Annotated in this window: 11 protein-coding genes and 6 pseudogenes; 14 read left to right on the top strand and 3 right to left on the bottom strand. The window is 58.4% G+C overall.

Annotated elements, in window-relative coordinates:
• The 6 genes and pseudogenes from CO656_RS28910 to CO656_RS28885 form a co-directional block, all read left to right on the top strand.
• Positions 1-785, top strand: a pseudogene (locus tag CO656_RS28910) (malate synthase G); the annotation flags it as partial.
• 64 nt (positions 786-849) lie between these two features.
• A complete protein-coding gene (locus tag CO656_RS28905) occupies positions 850-1,281 on the top strand; it encodes a heme-binding protein (protein ID WP_097528069.1) in 432 nt (143 codons plus the stop codon).
• Between the two features lie 157 nt (positions 1,282-1,438).
• Positions 1,439-1,844: pseudogene (locus CO656_RS28900) on the top strand (MFS transporter); the annotation flags it as partial.
• On the top strand, positions 1,844-2,152 hold the full coding sequence (locus tag CO656_RS31345; protein WP_097528068.1) for a UPF0262 family protein: 309 nt from the start codon (positions 1,844-1,846) through the stop codon (positions 2,150-2,152). The pseudogene CO656_RS28900 and the gene CO656_RS31345, both read left to right, overlap by 1 nt.
• 5 nt (positions 2,153-2,157) lie before the next feature.
• Complete coding sequence (locus CO656_RS28890) at positions 2,158-3,798, top strand: MFS transporter (protein ID WP_097528067.1); 1,641 nt, start codon at positions 2,158-2,160, stop codon at positions 3,796-3,798.
• Between the two features lie 801 nt (positions 3,799-4,599).
• The gene (locus tag CO656_RS28885) at positions 4,600-5,781 is read left to right on the top strand and encodes an aminotransferase class III-fold pyridoxal phosphate-dependent enzyme (RefSeq protein WP_234819718.1); all 1,182 of its coding nucleotides are present in this window, start codon (positions 4,600-4,602) and stop codon (positions 5,779-5,781) included.
• 160 nt (positions 5,782-5,941) lie between these two features.
• Here CO656_RS28885 and CO656_RS28880 read toward each other — a convergent pair whose 3' ends face one another.
• Positions 5,942-6,532 (bottom strand): GNAT family N-acetyltransferase, encoded by a 591-nt coding sequence (locus CO656_RS28880; RefSeq protein ID WP_097528065.1) that lies wholly within the window; start codon positions 6,530-6,532, stop codon positions 5,942-5,944.
• Positions 6,533-7,353: 821 nt separating this feature from the next.
• Between CO656_RS28880 and CO656_RS31500 the strand changes: the two are divergent.
• From CO656_RS31500 to CO656_RS28845, 7 genes and pseudogenes are all read left to right on the top strand, one after another.
• Positions 7,354-7,595, top strand: a pseudogene (locus CO656_RS31500) (hypothetical protein); the annotation flags it as partial.
• A gap of 464 nt (positions 7,596-8,059) precedes the next feature.
• Positions 8,060-9,697 (top strand): MFS transporter, encoded by a 1,638-nt coding sequence (locus CO656_RS28870; RefSeq protein ID WP_097528064.1) that lies wholly within the window; start codon positions 8,060-8,062, stop codon positions 9,695-9,697.
• A 476-nt stretch (positions 9,698-10,173) separates the two neighbouring features.
• On the top strand, positions 10,174-10,683 hold the full coding sequence (locus CO656_RS28865) for a UPF0262 family protein (protein WP_028004303.1): 510 nt from the start codon (positions 10,174-10,176) through the stop codon (positions 10,681-10,683).
• A gap of 373 nt (positions 10,684-11,056) precedes the next feature.
• A pseudogene (locus CO656_RS28860) lies at positions 11,057-11,495 on the top strand (IS30 family transposase); the annotation flags it as partial.
• 404 nt (positions 11,496-11,899) lie between these two features.
• Positions 11,900-12,166: a hypothetical protein gene (locus CO656_RS28855; RefSeq protein ID WP_097528063.1), complete on the top strand. Its 267-nt coding sequence runs from the start codon at positions 11,900-11,902 to the stop codon at positions 12,164-12,166.
• A 251-nt stretch (positions 12,167-12,417) separates the two neighbouring features.
• On the top strand, positions 12,418-13,350 hold the full coding sequence (locus CO656_RS28850) for a hypothetical protein (protein WP_097528062.1): 933 nt from the start codon (positions 12,418-12,420) through the stop codon (positions 13,348-13,350).
• The gene (locus CO656_RS28845; RefSeq protein ID WP_097528061.1) at positions 13,350-13,853 is read left to right on the top strand and encodes a hypothetical protein; all 504 of its coding nucleotides are present in this window, start codon (positions 13,350-13,352) and stop codon (positions 13,851-13,853) included. The genes CO656_RS28850 and CO656_RS28845 overlap by 1 nt, the downstream gene beginning before the upstream one ends.
• Before the next feature lie 116 nt (positions 13,854-13,969).
• On the opposite strand, the pseudogene CO656_RS31165 reads toward CO656_RS28845, so the two are convergent.
• Positions 13,970-14,162, bottom strand: a pseudogene (locus CO656_RS31165) (D-amino acid dehydrogenase); the annotation flags it as partial.
• A gap of 145 nt (positions 14,163-14,307) precedes the next feature.
• On the bottom strand, positions 14,308-14,631 hold the full coding sequence (locus CO656_RS28840) for an EAL domain-containing protein (RefSeq protein WP_097528060.1): 324 nt from the start codon (positions 14,629-14,631) through the stop codon (positions 14,308-14,310).
• Between the two features lie 873 nt (positions 14,632-15,504).
• Here CO656_RS28840 and CO656_RS28835 point away from each other — a divergent pair.
• Positions 15,505-15,788, top strand: a pseudogene (locus CO656_RS28835) (MFS transporter); the annotation flags it as partial.

Below are 15,788 nucleotides of genomic sequence, written 5' to 3'. Positions count from 1 at the left end.
CGGGATTTCCGACATCATCCTCGAATCGGCGATCACCACGATCATGGATTGCGAGGATTCGGTCGCCGCCGTCGACGGCGATGACAAGGTCGTCGTCTATCGCAACTGGCTCGGGCTGATGAAGGGCGACCTTGCGGAAGAGGTCGCCAAGGGCGGCCGGACCTTCACCCGCAGGCTGAACCCCGACCGCGTCTTCACCAGGCCGGACGGCGCTACGCTGACGCTGCCCGGCCGCTCGCTGATGCTGGTGCGCAATGTCGGGCATCTGATGACCAACCCGGCGATCCTCGACCGGGAAGGCCGCGAGGTGCCCGAAGGTCTGATGGACGCCATGGTCACGGCGCTGATTTCGCTCCACGATATCGGCCCGAACGGTCGCAGGGCAAACTCGCGCTCGGGCTCGATGTATGTGGTCAAGCCGAAGATGCATGGGCCCGAGGAAGTGGCCTTTGCCTGCGAGATTTTTGCGCGCGTCGAGGCCGCACTTGGGCTTTCGGAAAACACCCTCAAGATGGGCATCATGGACGAGGAACGGCGCACGACCGTCAACCTCAAGGAATGCATTTTCATCAACACCGGCTTCCTCGACCGCACCGGCGACGAGATCCATACCTCGATGGAAGCCGGCCCGATGATCCGCAAGGGCGACATGAAGCAGGCCGCCTGGATCGGTGCCTACGAGAACTGGAACGTCGATATCGGCCTCGACTGCGGGCTTTCCGGGCATGCCCCAGATCGGCAAGGACATGTGGGCCATGCCCGACCTGATGGCGGCGATGCTCGAGCATGGCTACACCGAGCCGGTCCTAAACCGTCGTCGGCTCCAAGCGAAAACAAGAGGAGAGTGATATGAACAAACTCAATTTATCTTGCGCCAATGCGATAATCGAGAGGGCCCTCTCGGTAGCGCTGGAAAGAGGACTTAAACCGCTTAGCATTGCCGTACTCGATGGCGGCGGCCATCTGCTTGCGTTCCAGAAGCAGGATGGAGCATCAATGCTTCGGTTTGAGATCGCCTTCGGCAAAGCTTATGGCGCGCTCGCCGTGGGGGTTGGGTCGCGATGGCTTGATAATACCTCACGAGAGCGCCCGCATTTTGTCTCGGCGCTGACAGCAGTCTCCGGCGGGAAAATGATCCCCGTGCCTGGCGGTGTCCTAATACGCAATCATACCGGTGAAGTGATTGGCGCAGTCGGAATCACAGGAGACACGTCTGACAACGATGAAGCTGGAGCTGTTGTGGCAATCGAAGCGAATGGTCTGACAGCGCAAACTTGCTAAAGCATTAGGTTTGAGCGTCGCCCTCAGGGCCTGGGTCGCGAGCGATTAGTGCCGGTCTCCTGCGCCCGGAGGCTGCATAACGCCGAAAACTGTCGTGCGGTACCGGATACCCTGTTGCGTCGGAACAAGGGTTTGGGAGGCTTGAGAGTCACAGAACATGCTACGCGAAAATGCAGACCAGATCGCACCAACGACCCTCGCACCGCTGCGAAACGCAGCATTTCGTTCGATCTGGGCCGCCCAAGTAGCCAATCTTGGATGGCTCGCGCAGACGGTCGCGATCAGCTGGCTCATGGCCACGATTTCCGCTTCCGATCTGATGGTCGCGCTCGTGATTGCACTCGCTTCCATTGTGTTGGCGATTTCTGCCGCCTTTGGCTTTGTCAGTCCTTGGCTCATCCTCGGGCTGGTTTTCATTGCGGGTTGCGGTTTTGCGCTTAATGATCCTGCCTGGCACGCCGGTCGGCGACATTCTCGACAAGCGGCATATTCCAGCTGCGGTGACGCTCATGTCTGTCGGCTACAACATGACGCGCCGCATAGGGCCGGCGTTGGCCGGAGGGTGCGCGAGAGCTACACGAGGGCGGAAGCGCGTTTGACGCCCGAGCGGCTGGAAGCCATTAACATGGGACGTGGGGCGATTCACGACGAGGCTTCAGCGTTGTTGAGGGAGCGTCTCAGATCCAAGCTCGAGATCGATCAAGACACAGTGCGCCGGCTGTTCACACTGATCTCTCTGCTGGTCAACCGGAAATTTTCGATCGAGGCCCAGCACGTGAGGAACCATCCATCTGACGAATCCCTGCTTTGTCCTTATGGGCTGATGATGTCCGCGACAGCGGGCGGAAGTTGCACGTCCCCAAGAGATTGACCGCCATGCCTTGCAACGAAGAAAACGCATCTACAGGCTTGCTGGCGCCGTTGAAGAACCGGACCTTCCGTTCGATCTTCCTAGCATCCCAGCTTTCGAGTCTCGGCTGGCTGATGCAGACGGTGGCGCTCAGTTGGCTGATGGCCACCGTTTCCACATCGGACGTGATGGTTGCTCTGGTCCAGGCCTCATCGACCTTGCCGGCCTTCTTTCTGGCGGTCTTCGTTGGGGCGATTGCCGACAACTACGGCCGCCGCATGGTGATGATCGTTGGTCGAAGCCTCATGATGGCCGCGGCCGCGATGCTGACGATCCTCATCGCCTTCGGTATAACCGATCCGTGGATGATACTCGCGTTCAGCTTTCTCGACGGATGCGGCATCGCACTCAGCGATCCTGCCTGGCGTGCCTCGCTCGGCGACATGTTGGAGCGCCGCCACCTGCCGGCGGCCGTGACCCTGCTGAATGTTGGGTTCAATACGGTACGCAGTGTCGGTCCGGCCCTTGGTGGCCTAATCGTTGCCGCTTTCGGGCCCCTTGTCGCATTCGCACTCACCACGCTTGGGTTTGTCGCCCCTCTCACCGCTCTGTGTCGCAACAAATGGAAGGTTCAAACGTCGCCGCTTCCGCGCGAAGCACTCATGACTGCCATCTACGATGGTCTGCGCTTCACGGCGATTTCTTCAGAGATCAAGTCAACAATCGTGCGCGGGACGCTGTTCGGTTTTGCAGCCATCTCTACCCTGGCACTGCTACCGCTGATTGCTCGCGACATTTTGAAGGGCGGCCCGATCAGCTACGGCATTATGATGGGCGGCTTTGGCGCTGGTGCACTTCTCGCCGGACTCATGAATCCGACGCTCAGGCGAATGTTCACCCAGGAATGTGTGGTGGTACTTGCCTGCATCGCCTGTGCGATATGTCAGATCTCCCTTGCTCTTACCTCCCCCCTCGCCATCGCAACGTTCAGCCTAGCCGCCGGCGGCGCCGGCTGGGTTACGGCATGGTCGGGACTTGGCGTGAACGTACAATTGGCGAGCCCGCGCTGGATCGTTGGACGCACGATCTCGATTTACAGCGCCTTCACCTATGGCGGCATTGCCGCGGGCAGCTGGTTTTGGGGTGTCATCGTCCAAAATTACTCGCTTCCCATTGCGCTGGGCTGGTCCGGCACGGCAACGTTGGTCGTTGCCGCTCTCGGGTTCAAACTGCCGATTAGCAACCGTTCCGAATCTGAACTCGAACCCTCGGGTTTCTTCAGCGCGCCCGCGGTTGCACTCGATCTGAAGCCGAGAAGCGGTCCCATCCTCGTGATGACGGAATATACAATCCCTGAGGAAAACGCGGATCTTTTTCTGGATGTCATGCAAAAGCGCCGATACGCTCAAAGCCGCGTTGGTGCAAGGCAATGGACGCTCACGCGCGATGTTCAGGAACCTTCACGCTGGTTGGAAACATTCCGCACACCGACCTGGACAGACTTTCACCGGCTTCATCATCGCCTCACGGAGGCGGATGAGGAGCTAAATCAAGAACTTATTAGACTGAGTGATGGCACGAACCCTCCGCGAACGACCATTCTAGTCGAGCGCCCTACTGGCGCAGCGCGCAAGTCTTACCCGGTTCCTTATGTTTCGCAGAAGTAAGCCGCATCGGCAGCGCAGTTGGTCAAGCCAGGATGGCTGCCAGTTCGCATTGGTGGATCAGGAAGAGCCCGACCGTTTGACGTACATCCGTATTCCTGGGTTGTCCTACTCTCTTAGGAGCGACCCTTGGGGTTCACGGGTCTGTGGGGACACTACCCGGCGAGGGCACTGAGACGGCCAATTTGAGCGCAATTGTTATGCTTCGAACCACGAACATGACATGCAACGAAACAACGCAGGAACGTCAAACGATTGATTGCGAGCGAGCAGCTGGGACGCACACTCGCCTGCAGGCGGGCTTGGTACATTGCCCTGCAACTTGGGGGGTCGTTTTGATGTGCGTGGGGTCCGGCACTGGACCCGCTGCAACGAGGGCTTCGGTGCATGTGGAACGCCCCCGGTCCCCCCGACACCTCATTGCGCGCGGACTTCAAGCGCTTACCCTGATCCTAGCATCAGGTAAAGCCAAAAACCTTGATTATGAGCAGAATTATCAATAAGCGCGCAGGGATGAAATGGAAGGCGCATAAAGTGGGCCAGATTGAAGACATCTTGGTACCTGCCGATCATAGACTTCTCTGGTGCGATACAGTGGGCCGCGCGGCCACATCGCCTTCCCCTATGTGCGTTGATTGCGACGCGTAGAGTAGAGATCTTGAGATGTTGGCAGCCCAAGAATCGAACAGCAAACTTGAATCGAGCCTCATAGACGCGAGGAACCGCTTCGTCGCTAGAAATCCTAGAAGCGGCGAACTTCACGCCCAAGCCCGCGCAGTGATGCCAGGTGGGAACACTCGCTCCGTGCTATATTATAAGCCTTTTCCAATCGCGATGGACAAGGGCGAGGGAAGTACGCTTTGGGATATTGATGGCCATGAGTTTGTGAATCTTTGCGGTGAATATACCGCGGGCCTATTTGGCCACTCGGAGACTCGAATCCACACCGCGGTTCACCAAGCTATGACGCGGGGTCTAAACCTCGCCGCAGTGGGCAGGGCCGAATACGAGTTTGCAAATCTCATCTGTGCGCGGTTTCCGTCAATAGAACTTGTACGCTTCACCAACAGCGGCACGGAAGCCAGTCTAATGGCGCTGACGGCGGCCCGCGTGCATACCGGCCGAGACATGATCCTTGCATTTCGCGGCGGCTACCATGGCGGTGTTCTATTGTTTACCCCCCAGGGACCATCCCCGGTCACGGTTCCGTTCCCATTCCTTTTGGTCGACTACAACGATACGGACTCTGCCACCGCGATGATTGAGCAGTATCGAGATCGGCTCGCTGCGGTGATGGTCGAACCCATGCTCGGTAGTGGCGGCTGTATCCCTGCGGAGATCAGCTTCCTCAAAACATTGCGGGAGGCTACGCGGGAGGTGGGCGCACTGCTTATCTTCGATGAGGTCATGACATCGCGGATGTCGGATGGTGGGCTCCAAAAGCGCTTAGGTATTACTCCTGATCTGACGACTCTCGGCAAGTACATGGCCGGCGGGATGAGCTTTGGGGCGTTCGGCGGCCGGGCCGACGTGATGTCGCTCTTCGACGGGCGTCTGCCGCACGCAGGTACCTTCAATAACAACGTCCTGTCGATGGCCGCAGGACGAGTCGCGCTTGGAGAAATTTTCACAAAGGAAGTCGCGGAGGAGTTGTACCTACGCGGCGAGCGGCTACGTACTGCACTGAACGACCGGCTTATGAAGCTCGGCGGGGCGATGCACTTTTCTGGGGTGGGTTCGCTTGCCACCGCGCACTACCGCCCCCCCTTGATACGTTGCGCCTACACGCCGACGGCTCGAGAAGATGGTCTGCGGGAACTGTTCTTTCTCGACATGCTAAACGCGGGTTTTTATATCGCCCGACGTGGAATGATTGCGCTGAGCCTTCCGGTTCTGCAATCGGATATCGACCGATTCGTAGATGCGGTTGAGGAGTTCGCGCGCACACGGCAGGGACTGCTTGGATCAGCCGGCGCTGCGGCGTGAGGAATGCTTCAGATGTCGACGTGTAGAACTTGGAAACCATCGCGAATCTGATTGTTCGATGGCCGACCAATCACCTCGATGACGGATCGACCCCGCGACAGTCGTGCGGATCCGCTCCAAGAGCGGCGAACCTAGCGTGTGCTTAAACGCGGGTAATACCCTACCTTCCGCGAATCGTTGTTGGTAGCGGCATCGGCGCAAAGCGTGGATTTGCCGCGATGGCCCCTTCCAAGTCTTGCTGTGTTACCTCGAAGCAGCGCCACAGCCGGTCGCCAAAAGATCGATCTTCGATCTGCCGAAACCCCATCTTCCCCACGGAACGCAAGGAACGCTGGTTTTCAGGCCGAACAATGCACAGGACTCGGGGTGCTCCCACGGTCGTGAAGGCAAAATCAAGGATGGCGCAGCCCGCCTCTGGGGCATATTCATTGCCGGAAGCCGCTTGGTGAAAGAGTGCGCTGAGCTCCAGATCGTCGCTATCCGGCAGAAAACTCAGACCGCGTTGTCCAAGAAAACGACCTTTCCGGCCGGTGCCGTCGCGCGCGAACACGACGAAGGAACCGAAGCCATATATATCCCAATCGGCAAGTGACTTCTTGAACCGGGCACATGTGTCTGCAGAGGATGGTGGCTTTCCGTCATAGACGGCATTCACCACGAAAGGGTCATTGTGAAGTGCTTGATACCGCCGCAGGTCCGCTGGGGCTAGTGAGCGCAAGGATAGCCGCGCGGTTTCCAGAATTACCGGCATGGTCCGTACCCTCCCGCGCGGAACAAACTGCCAGCGCGCTGGTGTGCGTCTTTGATCAGAACCACCCACAGCAGAAAGACGGCCTCTTCGGTGAGAGTGAACATCGAGCGACTTCTCCTCGACCGGTGACGAAGACGCAATTGCGGATAACCTTGCATTCACCATGCCAATGCGAAATACGTTTAAGAGGGCTCTCCCCCCCCCCCCGATGCCGACGTCTCGTACTCCTCGAGTAACGCTGAACGCGACTGAACAACGGGTGGATTCCGCTCCCCCGCAGTTGAACCCAGCCCCGCATTCCTGTGAAAACGTCAAGCCTTTGTCGAGTTTGTAGGGTTCGCGACGGTAATGCTCCGTATACCCCCGCCGAACTCGCGACGGAAGATCAAGAGCTCGCCCTCCCATGTGTGGATACCCCTGACGATGCAAGGGTTACGCGCGAACTTCAACTCATAGTCAAGCTGTTAGCTCTTCCTAAAGTCGTCATCCGAGCAGCAGAACCATCAAAAAGCCGAAGGGATGAAATGGAAGCCGCACAAAGTGGGGCAGATTGAAGACATCTTGGTCCCTGCTAGTCTTAGAGTTCTCTGGTGCAAGACAGTAGGCCGCACGGCCACGTAGCCTTCCCCTGTGTGCGTGTGCGTCAATGGCGCGCTCAGAATAGAGATCTTGAGATGTTGGCAGCCCAGAACCGAACAGCACGCTTGAATCCAGCCTGGAACCGCTTCATCGCTAAGCATCCTAAAGAGCGGCGGACTTCACACCCAGTCCCGCACCGTGTTGCCCAGTGGGAACACCCGCTCCGTCCGGGCGACGACATAAAGATGGTCGAAAGTGTGGCGGCGGTCTTGCAAGAGGGCGGTCACGAGACGCTGCTGTGCGAAGGCGATAAGGGACTGCTCGCTACGCTCGAGCGGTTCATGCCACCCGATCCGCAAGCCGTCCCTCCGGAATCGTCTTAAATATGGCAAACGGAATTCAGGGCGAGTGCCGTCTCACCCACGTTCCGGCCATGCTCGAGATGGCGGGTATCTCGTACACCGGATCGAACCCGCTCGTGCATGGGGCTGGCGCTCGACAAGGGTGAAACTAGGAGCTGTTGAAACCGCCATTGCGCGTCCAGCATCAGATTGAGCTTCTTCGACCGGAGAAACATGCAGCCTATGGGGCGTCGTCTTTGTCTGAAGTCCCAGCCGACCAGGACGCCTTTTTAGATTGTTCAACTTCATTCTACGACCCCATGATGGGAGGGGCAAATGCCCGATCCCGAAGAGAAGCAAGGCTCCATGAACGACGTCAACCAACGGTGAAATCGGAAGGCTCGATAGCGCTTGACCTCAAGACACCGAATGGAGAAGTTCCATAAGCTATCTTATGCGATATGTTATAACATAACGCTCCGGATAACTCGCCTAACGCGCATCATCCGGCATCGGCTTAGGTGCATAACGGCGAATCCGTCCTTGGGTACCAGATATTCTGCTGCGTCGCAGCAACGCGTTAGGAGCTTGAGAAAGACAGGAAGAAATGCAGTGTGAAGATCAGCATTCTGCCGTATCGACCACCCTGGCTCCGCTCCGGAACCGGGCGTTTCGTTCGATCTGGACGGCGACGCAGATCTCCAGCCTCGGATGGCTCGTCCAGACGACGGCAATCAGTTGGCTGATGGCGATGACTTCGGCCTCCGACCTTATGGTTGCGCTCGTGCAGGCCTCCTCCACGCTGCCTGCATTCTTTCTATCCATTCTGGCAGGTGCTATTGCCGACAGTTTCAGCCGGCGCGGCGTGATGCTCGCCGGACACTTCCTGATCGCTCTGGCCTCGCTGACGCTGGCGATCTCCGTTGCACTCGGCCTCGTCAGTCCATGGCTGATCCTGGGATTGGGTTTTCTGGCCGGATGTGGTTTTGCCTTGAACGACCCGGCCTGGCACGCCTCTGTCGGGGATATTCTCGAAAAGCGTGATATCCCGGCGGCCGTCACGCTGATGTCAGTCGGGTACAACATCGTTCGAAGCACTGGTCCTGCGATTGGCGGCGCCATTCTGGCCTTCTTCGGTCCCCTTGCCGCTTTCGTCCTGGCGGCGCTGAGCGATCTGGCGCCGCTTGCCGCGATCTCGCGCTCGAAGTGGCACGTGCGCACGTCCTCGCTGCCACGCGAGCGCGTCACGACAGCCATTCAGGATGGGCTGCGCTTTACCGCGATGTCCTCGGAAATCAAGGCGGCAATCGTGCGCGGGACCTTCTTCGGCGTCGCGAGCATTTCGATCCTCGCGCTGCTGCCGCTGATCGTCCGGGATCATCTGGCGGGCGGGCCGATCGTCTACGGCGCGCTTCTGGCAGCTTTCGGCGCCGGTGCGTTTTCCGCCGGTCTCAGCAGCAGCTATCTGAGACGGATCGTCCCTCAGGACCGGCTGATCGCACTCGCCTCGGTCGCCTGTGGCGCATGCTGCTTTCTGCTTCCGCTGACGACGTCGATCCCCGTAGCGGCGCTTGCGCTGGCAATCGGGGGCGCCGGATGGCTGCTCACCTGGACCAGCGTTGACGTGGCGATCCAGCTGTCGAGCCCAAGGTGGGTCGTCGGCCGGACGCTATCGATCTACTACGCCCTCTCCTACGGCGGCATGGCTGCCGGTAGCTGGATCTGGGGCGCTGTCGCGCAGAGCCACTCCCTGACCATGGCCTTCGAGGGGGCCGCCGTGGTCCTGCTCCTCGTGGCCGCCGCAGCATTCGTGCTGCCGATAGAGCTATGGGAAGAATCCGAGAAAGAAGCTTCGGAGTTCGTTCCGCCGTCGCTCGCACTCGACTTGACGCCGAGAAGCGGACCTATCGTCGTCAAAGTCGAATACGCCATTGGCGAGCAGGACCTCGAGGATTTCCTCGAGTGCATGCGCGAGCGGCGGCGTATCCAAAGCCGGGCGGGGGCACGGAACTGGACGCTCCAGCGCAACCTGCTGGTCCCCTATCTGTGGACGGAGACGTTCCGAACGCCGACTTGGACGGACTATCTTCGCCTGAACCATCGGCTATCGCCCAGCGATAAAGAGCTCGGCGAGCGGCTTGCCGCCTTCCACGATGGAGCGCCTCAGACCGTGCTGGCGATCGAGCGAGGGACAACCCCGGCCCGCGCCCGGAGCCAGCCAATAACCCGCGTCTCTCGTCCCTGAGGAGCGTTTGAGATGCGGCAGAACAGCAAACATCGCCAGTATCTGCACCCAGCGCGCGCAAGCGGCGAGTTTGCTGAAACCTCGACGTTTGACCGGCGTCAGCGGCGATCTGAAGAAGTTCCCGACCTGCGAGCGCCATTTTCCCCGGCCTCGCAGGGTCACTTGGCTGCCGTCGAACAGGTCCCGACGGCAGCCGCTTCTTCTTCGGTTTGTGGTGCCATCGGCCTGCCGCCTGGCACGCTTGTGGCGCTTCGCCAAGATATTCCCCGCGACAGCGATGACCTTGGGAAGCGACTGCGCAGCAACAGAGACCGCCTCCGGTTTCCGCGCCGAATTCGCGGGACGAGTTTTTCTTTTTGCCCAGCCTCCCAGGGCAAAGTGGCTGTCGCTGGACCCGTTCCGGCGGCAGCCACGTCTTTTGACACTGCGAAGAAGCGCGATCGCGCGGTCGACACTCTTCGGGGAGGCCGCGCGCGATGACCTGCATGAGCACCACGCCATCCCGGTTTCGGCTTTCAGCGATCTCGCTGGAGCCGCCCTTCAACGGCCGGACGGATGCAGCACAGAAGCACGAGCAAGCCGTCGCCATTTTCGACCTCCTGGACAACAATCGGTTTGCGCCGGTCGCACATGGCGGTGGCCCCTATCGGCTGCATCTTGAACTGGTGGACAGGCGTCTGGTGCTTACCGTCACCACAGAGAGCGGCGCGCCCGTCCTGTGCCATCACCTCTCACTGACGTCATTCCGCCGACTGCTCAAGGACTACCGGCTTGTGTGCGAGAGCTTTGCCAACGGCGCGGCGCGGCTGCCGCCCGACCGACTCGAAGCCATCGACATGGGGCGCCGCGTGATCCACAATGAAGCCTCCGCCCTGCTCAGAGAGCGCCTCAAATCCAAGGTCGAGATCGATCAGGAGACGGCCCGCCGGCTGTTCACGCTGATCCATCTGCTTGTCTCGCAGGGGCTCCCTGCAGGAGTCAATTGACGTGAAGAAACAGCGCAGTGGAGGAGCAACCGGTATCGGTGTCCTTTGGGCTGCCGCAGGACACCGTCCGAACGGGCGCGACGATGAGCTCGGCATAATCAACTGGAAAGTTCTTCCGCAGAACACTCACGGGAGCACCATGCCGGAGCCGCCCATCATTCCCGGAGAAGCTAGAATGCAACACTGGCTACACAAGCTGACCGATCTCGCCACCATCCCTGGCGATGAAGGCGCTCGAGCAGGTCCCGACGGCAGCCACTTTCTATGAACTCTGGACGGACTAAAGCCACGGGGACCGCATCAACAACGTCTGTACGACGGCGAAATTACCGAGTTTCAATCTTCTGGATCATTGCCGATCGCTCACAGTTCGGGGCACTGGGAAGGCGACCTCCTGATCCTCGAGCGCGCTCTGGAGAACGCCAATGTCACCTCGCTGGTCGAGCGCAAGAGCGGCTACACGGTGTTGATTAAGAATGGCAACCGCCACTCGCAGCCGATTATCGGCAAGATCGGCGATACCTTCGCACCGCTGCCCGTCTTTGCCGACAGAGTTTCACCTTCGACCGCAGTATCTGGTTGCGCGGCTTCAGGGCTTTGGAAGACGGGATCGGTGCCAGGAGCTGGTTTTGCGATCCGAATTCACCGTGGCAAGAATGTCAACAAACGCATCGGCCGCTTCATGCGTGTCGACACCGATCTGTCTGGCGTCAGCCAGCCGCAAATGGATCGCCCTCGCCCACCATCTGAATGTGCGCTGCCGCGCAAGTGCCTCGGCTATTCGAACGCCGGCCGAAGGGTTTATAGTGCATTTTCGCGAATGCGGTAATCCTTCCTTCACTTGTGTTGCACTTGCATTAGATTCTTCAAGAAGGAAGGCATGCGACTAATGTTTCCAATGTAGAGACGGCCCCCAGCAATGCGTACGTTGTGCCGGCAGATGACTTGCCGCGTGGGTCATGCACGCGAAAATACCAGAAGATGCTAGCTTGTGCGGTGTTCATTTCAGGGAACACCGCATTTTGGAGCGGACATGAGGCTCCTGAATGGTACGTATCTAATATGTCGTAGCAACCAGAGATCGTTCGCACGTAAGTGCATCCGATGACTGTAGTCGACTACCGCGCGCGAATAAACTGCACGATAAAAGAGGGGGCCGTCATGGCAATGGAGGGGGCCGGGATGCATCGTCGCAAGCACGTCGGTCGCGGCGGAGATGATCGCCGGCATCCGCGTAAAGCTGGATCTGCAAGTTCCGATGCCGGTTCTGCTTCTGCAGCGCATGCTCGACCTATCGAGGCGCTTCGTCGCCGCGCGTCATGCGACACCGGAAGGCGGGCCGCCAACCAGTCCGCAAGCGCGGCGCTGCGAACATCGCGTCGAATGGACTTGCAATTCTCGTCCTCACGAGCCTTCAGCCGCTCGCCACCGGCCGGTCACCGCCGTCATATTCGAGCGCTACTTTTGGACCTCGCATCGCTGACACCGAATCTGCAGCACAGGTCAGCGGCGACAACCCGGCCCTAGTACTCCTTCAGACGTCAATAAACCGCTGGCGCTGAAACTGGATGGTTTCACGTTTGAGCCGGCCCAAAGTGTGCCGTGATGCCGCCTCGGCCAGAAGACTGTGGGACGAGTCCGGCAAGAAATTGATTATCGCAGTGAATGTGCGGGTGACCTATTGCAATATTCGCGCTGCAATTACCCCGTGCAAATCCGAACAGAGGCAAGGGGATGCAAAAGACAGCGCAATATAGACGGGCAATTTGGGGCGCAGACAATAGAGGTGTGGAACATTTTCTGAGGCAGGCACTGGGGCGGGCGCCCGAGGTGGCCGACACGAAGTTCTCCTATCGTGCGGGTGTCGATGCGCAGATAGTGCGGCGCTCGACCCAAGGGCGCGGACTTGGTGTCGTATTTGCGATGTTCTCCGAAGGATCGAGTGCAAGCGTTGTTGAGAACGGGGGCCCGCAGATTACCCGAACTCCCGCACCACGCGGCAGGGAATTTCTTAAGACCGAGGTGCATCTTGTAATCGAAGGCGACCATATGGCCTATCTTGCGAACGGCCAAACAAATGATGGCCAGATCACAAATTTGGTCTCCAAGTTTCTTGAGGAGCAAGGCGTAAACCGAGCGAACACCCAGTTTGCGTTTATGCCTCGTTCTAATCGGCGGGAGATCGAAAGACTGTTGCGTGTTGGCGTGAAGTCGATCGATCTGGGAATTTCATCTTTTCTGACGACAGTGGAGGACGTGAATAACCATCAGCGCGCGCATGCCCCACCGAGGGGGATGGATGGAATTAGGCAAATTGGAGATGGCCTGTCGCAAGTTATGCGCAACGCGTTCGGACGTCATCGCACGCCGGAGGAAATCCAGGCCGCCAGCGAAATTCAGGCAAGGATCCATCTGGGTTACGATGGTCGAGGAGCGGACGCAATTTTGCCGCAGCTCATGACTGATGTCGCGGAAAGAGTGGCCAATAGCGGCGAAGAGTTCTCAATAGTAACCAAGCACGACGTGGTCATCACCCGCGAAAAACTCGTAGTAAAACAGGATGTAAATATCGAGGGAGATGACATAACCTTGAATGCGGATAGCACCTTTGCCACTCTGCGTGACTGCCTTCGGCAATGGAGAAACGACGGTGTCCTGGACGAATAATGGCTGGTAGAGGCTACTACATTATTGTTTCACTGGCGGTCGCGATTCTTGTGGCTTACGCTGCAAGTGATGCACTCCGTGCGAGTGATTCGGCGCGCGGAGCAATGATTGACATCTTTTCAATACTGGCTGGCGTCTTAGTCGCTGTCATCTCCATCGTGGGCGACCCATCTATGCTATTGCCAGGGAATTGGAGGGTTGGCGCAGAGCACGCGCAGGAAATGCAGCGAAAAATATCAAATTTTTCGCATCTGTTCTTCTCATATATGGTGTCACTTATCTTAATAGTCATTGCAAACACCATGGTCGACAATAAAGTCAGTGGATTTAATTTCGTATTTTATGCGCTTACATTTTTTTCCACCTTCTCGTTTATGCTTTCGGTACCATTGCCATACAGCTTGATGGCCATCCAATCCGAGCGCATGAAGGAGGAGGTCAAATCGAGGAAGAGGCGCGCCACCCCAGATTCTGCCGATGACAGCGGCAGCCAGCGGCATTGATCCGCTCGGCCCCAAAATCATCCGGTTCGCGCACCAAGATTGGTCCCGAACGTGAGCCTACCCCTGTCCACCTCTGCACGTAACGGGCGATTCCGGCGTATCCGACCTGCGTGCGGAAGCATGCGGCTCTTGTTGATGCCATGCCGCCCCACGGTCCAGTTCGAGAGCATCTTTAGTGGCCACGGCAGCATGGCGGCATGGTCATCGACGTTTAGACGCGGAATCAGGGTCGCATGCTCCGCCAGGAATGCCTAGCGCCGCCCAGGTCGAGCAATTTCCGATGGAGATTCCGCCCGCAGCGCTCGCGAAGTGCCGCAGTTCGGCCACGGGGAAGGTGGACTGCTTATCTGCGGCGCAACCCACTCGCTGGTCAAGCGCACGAGTTGCTGCACTTTCATGATTAAGAACGGAAGCCGGTACCCACGGAACTTGTTGTCGTTCTCCACTGCACCTCTCAGCCGCCCTCGCCCATCATCTTCAACGTCGAAATGTTGCATCCGAGCGGCCCTGACGCCTTGTTGGACAACAGTTCGACTGCTAAGTTCAACATATGCCGATCCAAGTTAGGTGCATACCGCGATGCCTCCAGGGCAGGCATGAATTCGCTGGCCGTGACCACGGTGCCGTCGACCTTCACAAGTCTGGCCAGACATTCGGAATATAGAACTTCATGGTGTGCCTTGACGGAATTTACTTGCTGTACCGAAAAGCCAATCCGCCTCTGTTGCCCCGCCTGAAGGACGGTGCGAACGATATCGTCGAGTTCATCGCAGATCATCTCTTCATCCTTGTTTTACTCCGCTTTCCTAAACTTTGTATCCAGCAGATTGCGGCCCCCAGACCAACAGAACTACTTGCAGACATAGAAGCTCACATCAGCTCACAACGCTCACCGGTGAGAACCAGTCCCGCTTTGGCGAGACGGGGTCCTCCTGCCGCGGATCGTCGCCGGTCTTACCTGCAATGAAGACAGCAGCAACTCGTCACGTTTGGCGGCCATAATTGGATCGTTTGTCTGAAAATTCGATTTTTAGCCTTCACACTTTCTACAGGATCCGTTCAGCGCCCCCTTTTTGTGGTATTCTCTTGATCGATTTGCTGCAAAATGAAGGTGCGATACCGCGGAACGCTCCATTTATTGCCACTCAGACACGGCAATTCGAGCATCTTGGCATCACCGACGCAGCTCCCACCTCCGGAGATCTGCTGATCTTCCAGGCGACCGCCAAGAGAATGTGGCGTTGCCGCCACCGATGCCTGGCAGCCGTATGTCCCGGCTGCAGTAGCCCCCGAGATGGCGTGCCGGCGTTGTCCGCGCGTCTGGTGGCATATCAAGGAGGCTGCGGCGGCTGAGAGGATGGATCACCGACGTGTTATTGGCCACAACTTGTCAGTCTTTACATGCGCATCCGCGAGCGCCTTGACCTGCAGCGGATTGGCAATCACCACTCTTTGCACAAACGGTGAGAGCGCGCGGGACACCTAAGCATAGACTAGATACCGTTTAGAAGCGCTAGTCGCCGTTGGGGGCCTCGACTATCGGATCAGCCCAGCATCTGCGCCACGAAAACCCTGCCTTTCCGGATACTCCCATACTCCCCGGCAATGAAGGGCAGGACGCCTCGCCGTCACATTCTCGAGGCAAAGAACCATGTTGGTGCAACTCTCTCCTCAAAGCAGCGTAGTCGAGGAGCGGCCCGCCGCATGGGGCGCGGTATTCGCGATGTCGTTCTGCGTTTTCGCGCTCATCGCGGCGGAAATCATGCCCCTCAGCCTGCTGACCCCAATCGCCTCGGATTTGGCTATAACCGAAGGCCAGGCCGGTCAGGCGATATCCGTATCCGGCGCCTTTGCGGTTATGACAAGCCTCTTCATCTCGTCCGTGGTCGGCAGACTCGACCGCAAGATCCTGCTACTGGCGCTGACCGCCGTGAT

The sequence above is a fragment of the Sinorhizobium sp. FG01 genome (assembly GCF_002531875.1).
In the GTDB taxonomy this organism is placed as follows: domain Bacteria; phylum Pseudomonadota; class Alphaproteobacteria; order Rhizobiales; family Rhizobiaceae; genus Sinorhizobium; species Sinorhizobium fredii_C.
Note: the sequence above shows the minus strand (reverse complement) of the source record. Positions and strands in the feature narration are given on the sequence as shown.

Excerpts from the sequence above, each read along its gene's own strand:
- CO656_RS28855 (WP_097528063.1), top strand. The coding sequence starts at position 11,900 with ATGATCGCCGGCATCCGCGTAAAGCTGGATCTGCAAGTTCCGATGCCG.
- CO656_RS28870 (WP_097528064.1), top strand. The coding sequence starts at position 8,060 with ATGCAGTGTGAAGATCAGCATTCTGCCGTATCGACCACCCTGGCTCCG.
- CO656_RS28905 (WP_097528069.1), top strand. The coding sequence starts at position 850 with ATGAACAAACTCAATTTATCTTGCGCCAATGCGATAATCGAGAGGGCC.
- CO656_RS28845 (WP_097528061.1), top strand. The coding sequence starts at position 13,350 with ATGGCTGGTAGAGGCTACTACATTATTGTTTCACTGGCGGTCGCGATT.
- CO656_RS28840 (WP_097528060.1), bottom strand. The coding sequence starts at position 14,631 with ATGATCTGCGATGAACTCGACGATATCGTTCGCACCGTCCTTCAGGCG.
- CO656_RS28865 (WP_028004303.1), top strand. The coding sequence starts at position 10,174 with ATGACCTGCATGAGCACCACGCCATCCCGGTTTCGGCTTTCAGCGATC.
- CO656_RS28850 (WP_097528062.1), top strand. The coding sequence starts at position 12,418 with ATGCAAAAGACAGCGCAATATAGACGGGCAATTTGGGGCGCAGACAAT.
- CO656_RS28890 (WP_097528067.1), top strand. The coding sequence starts at position 2,158 with ATGCCTTGCAACGAAGAAAACGCATCTACAGGCTTGCTGGCGCCGTTG.
- CO656_RS28880 (WP_097528065.1), bottom strand. The coding sequence starts at position 6,532 with ATGCCGGTAATTCTGGAAACCGCGCGGCTATCCTTGCGCTCACTAGCC.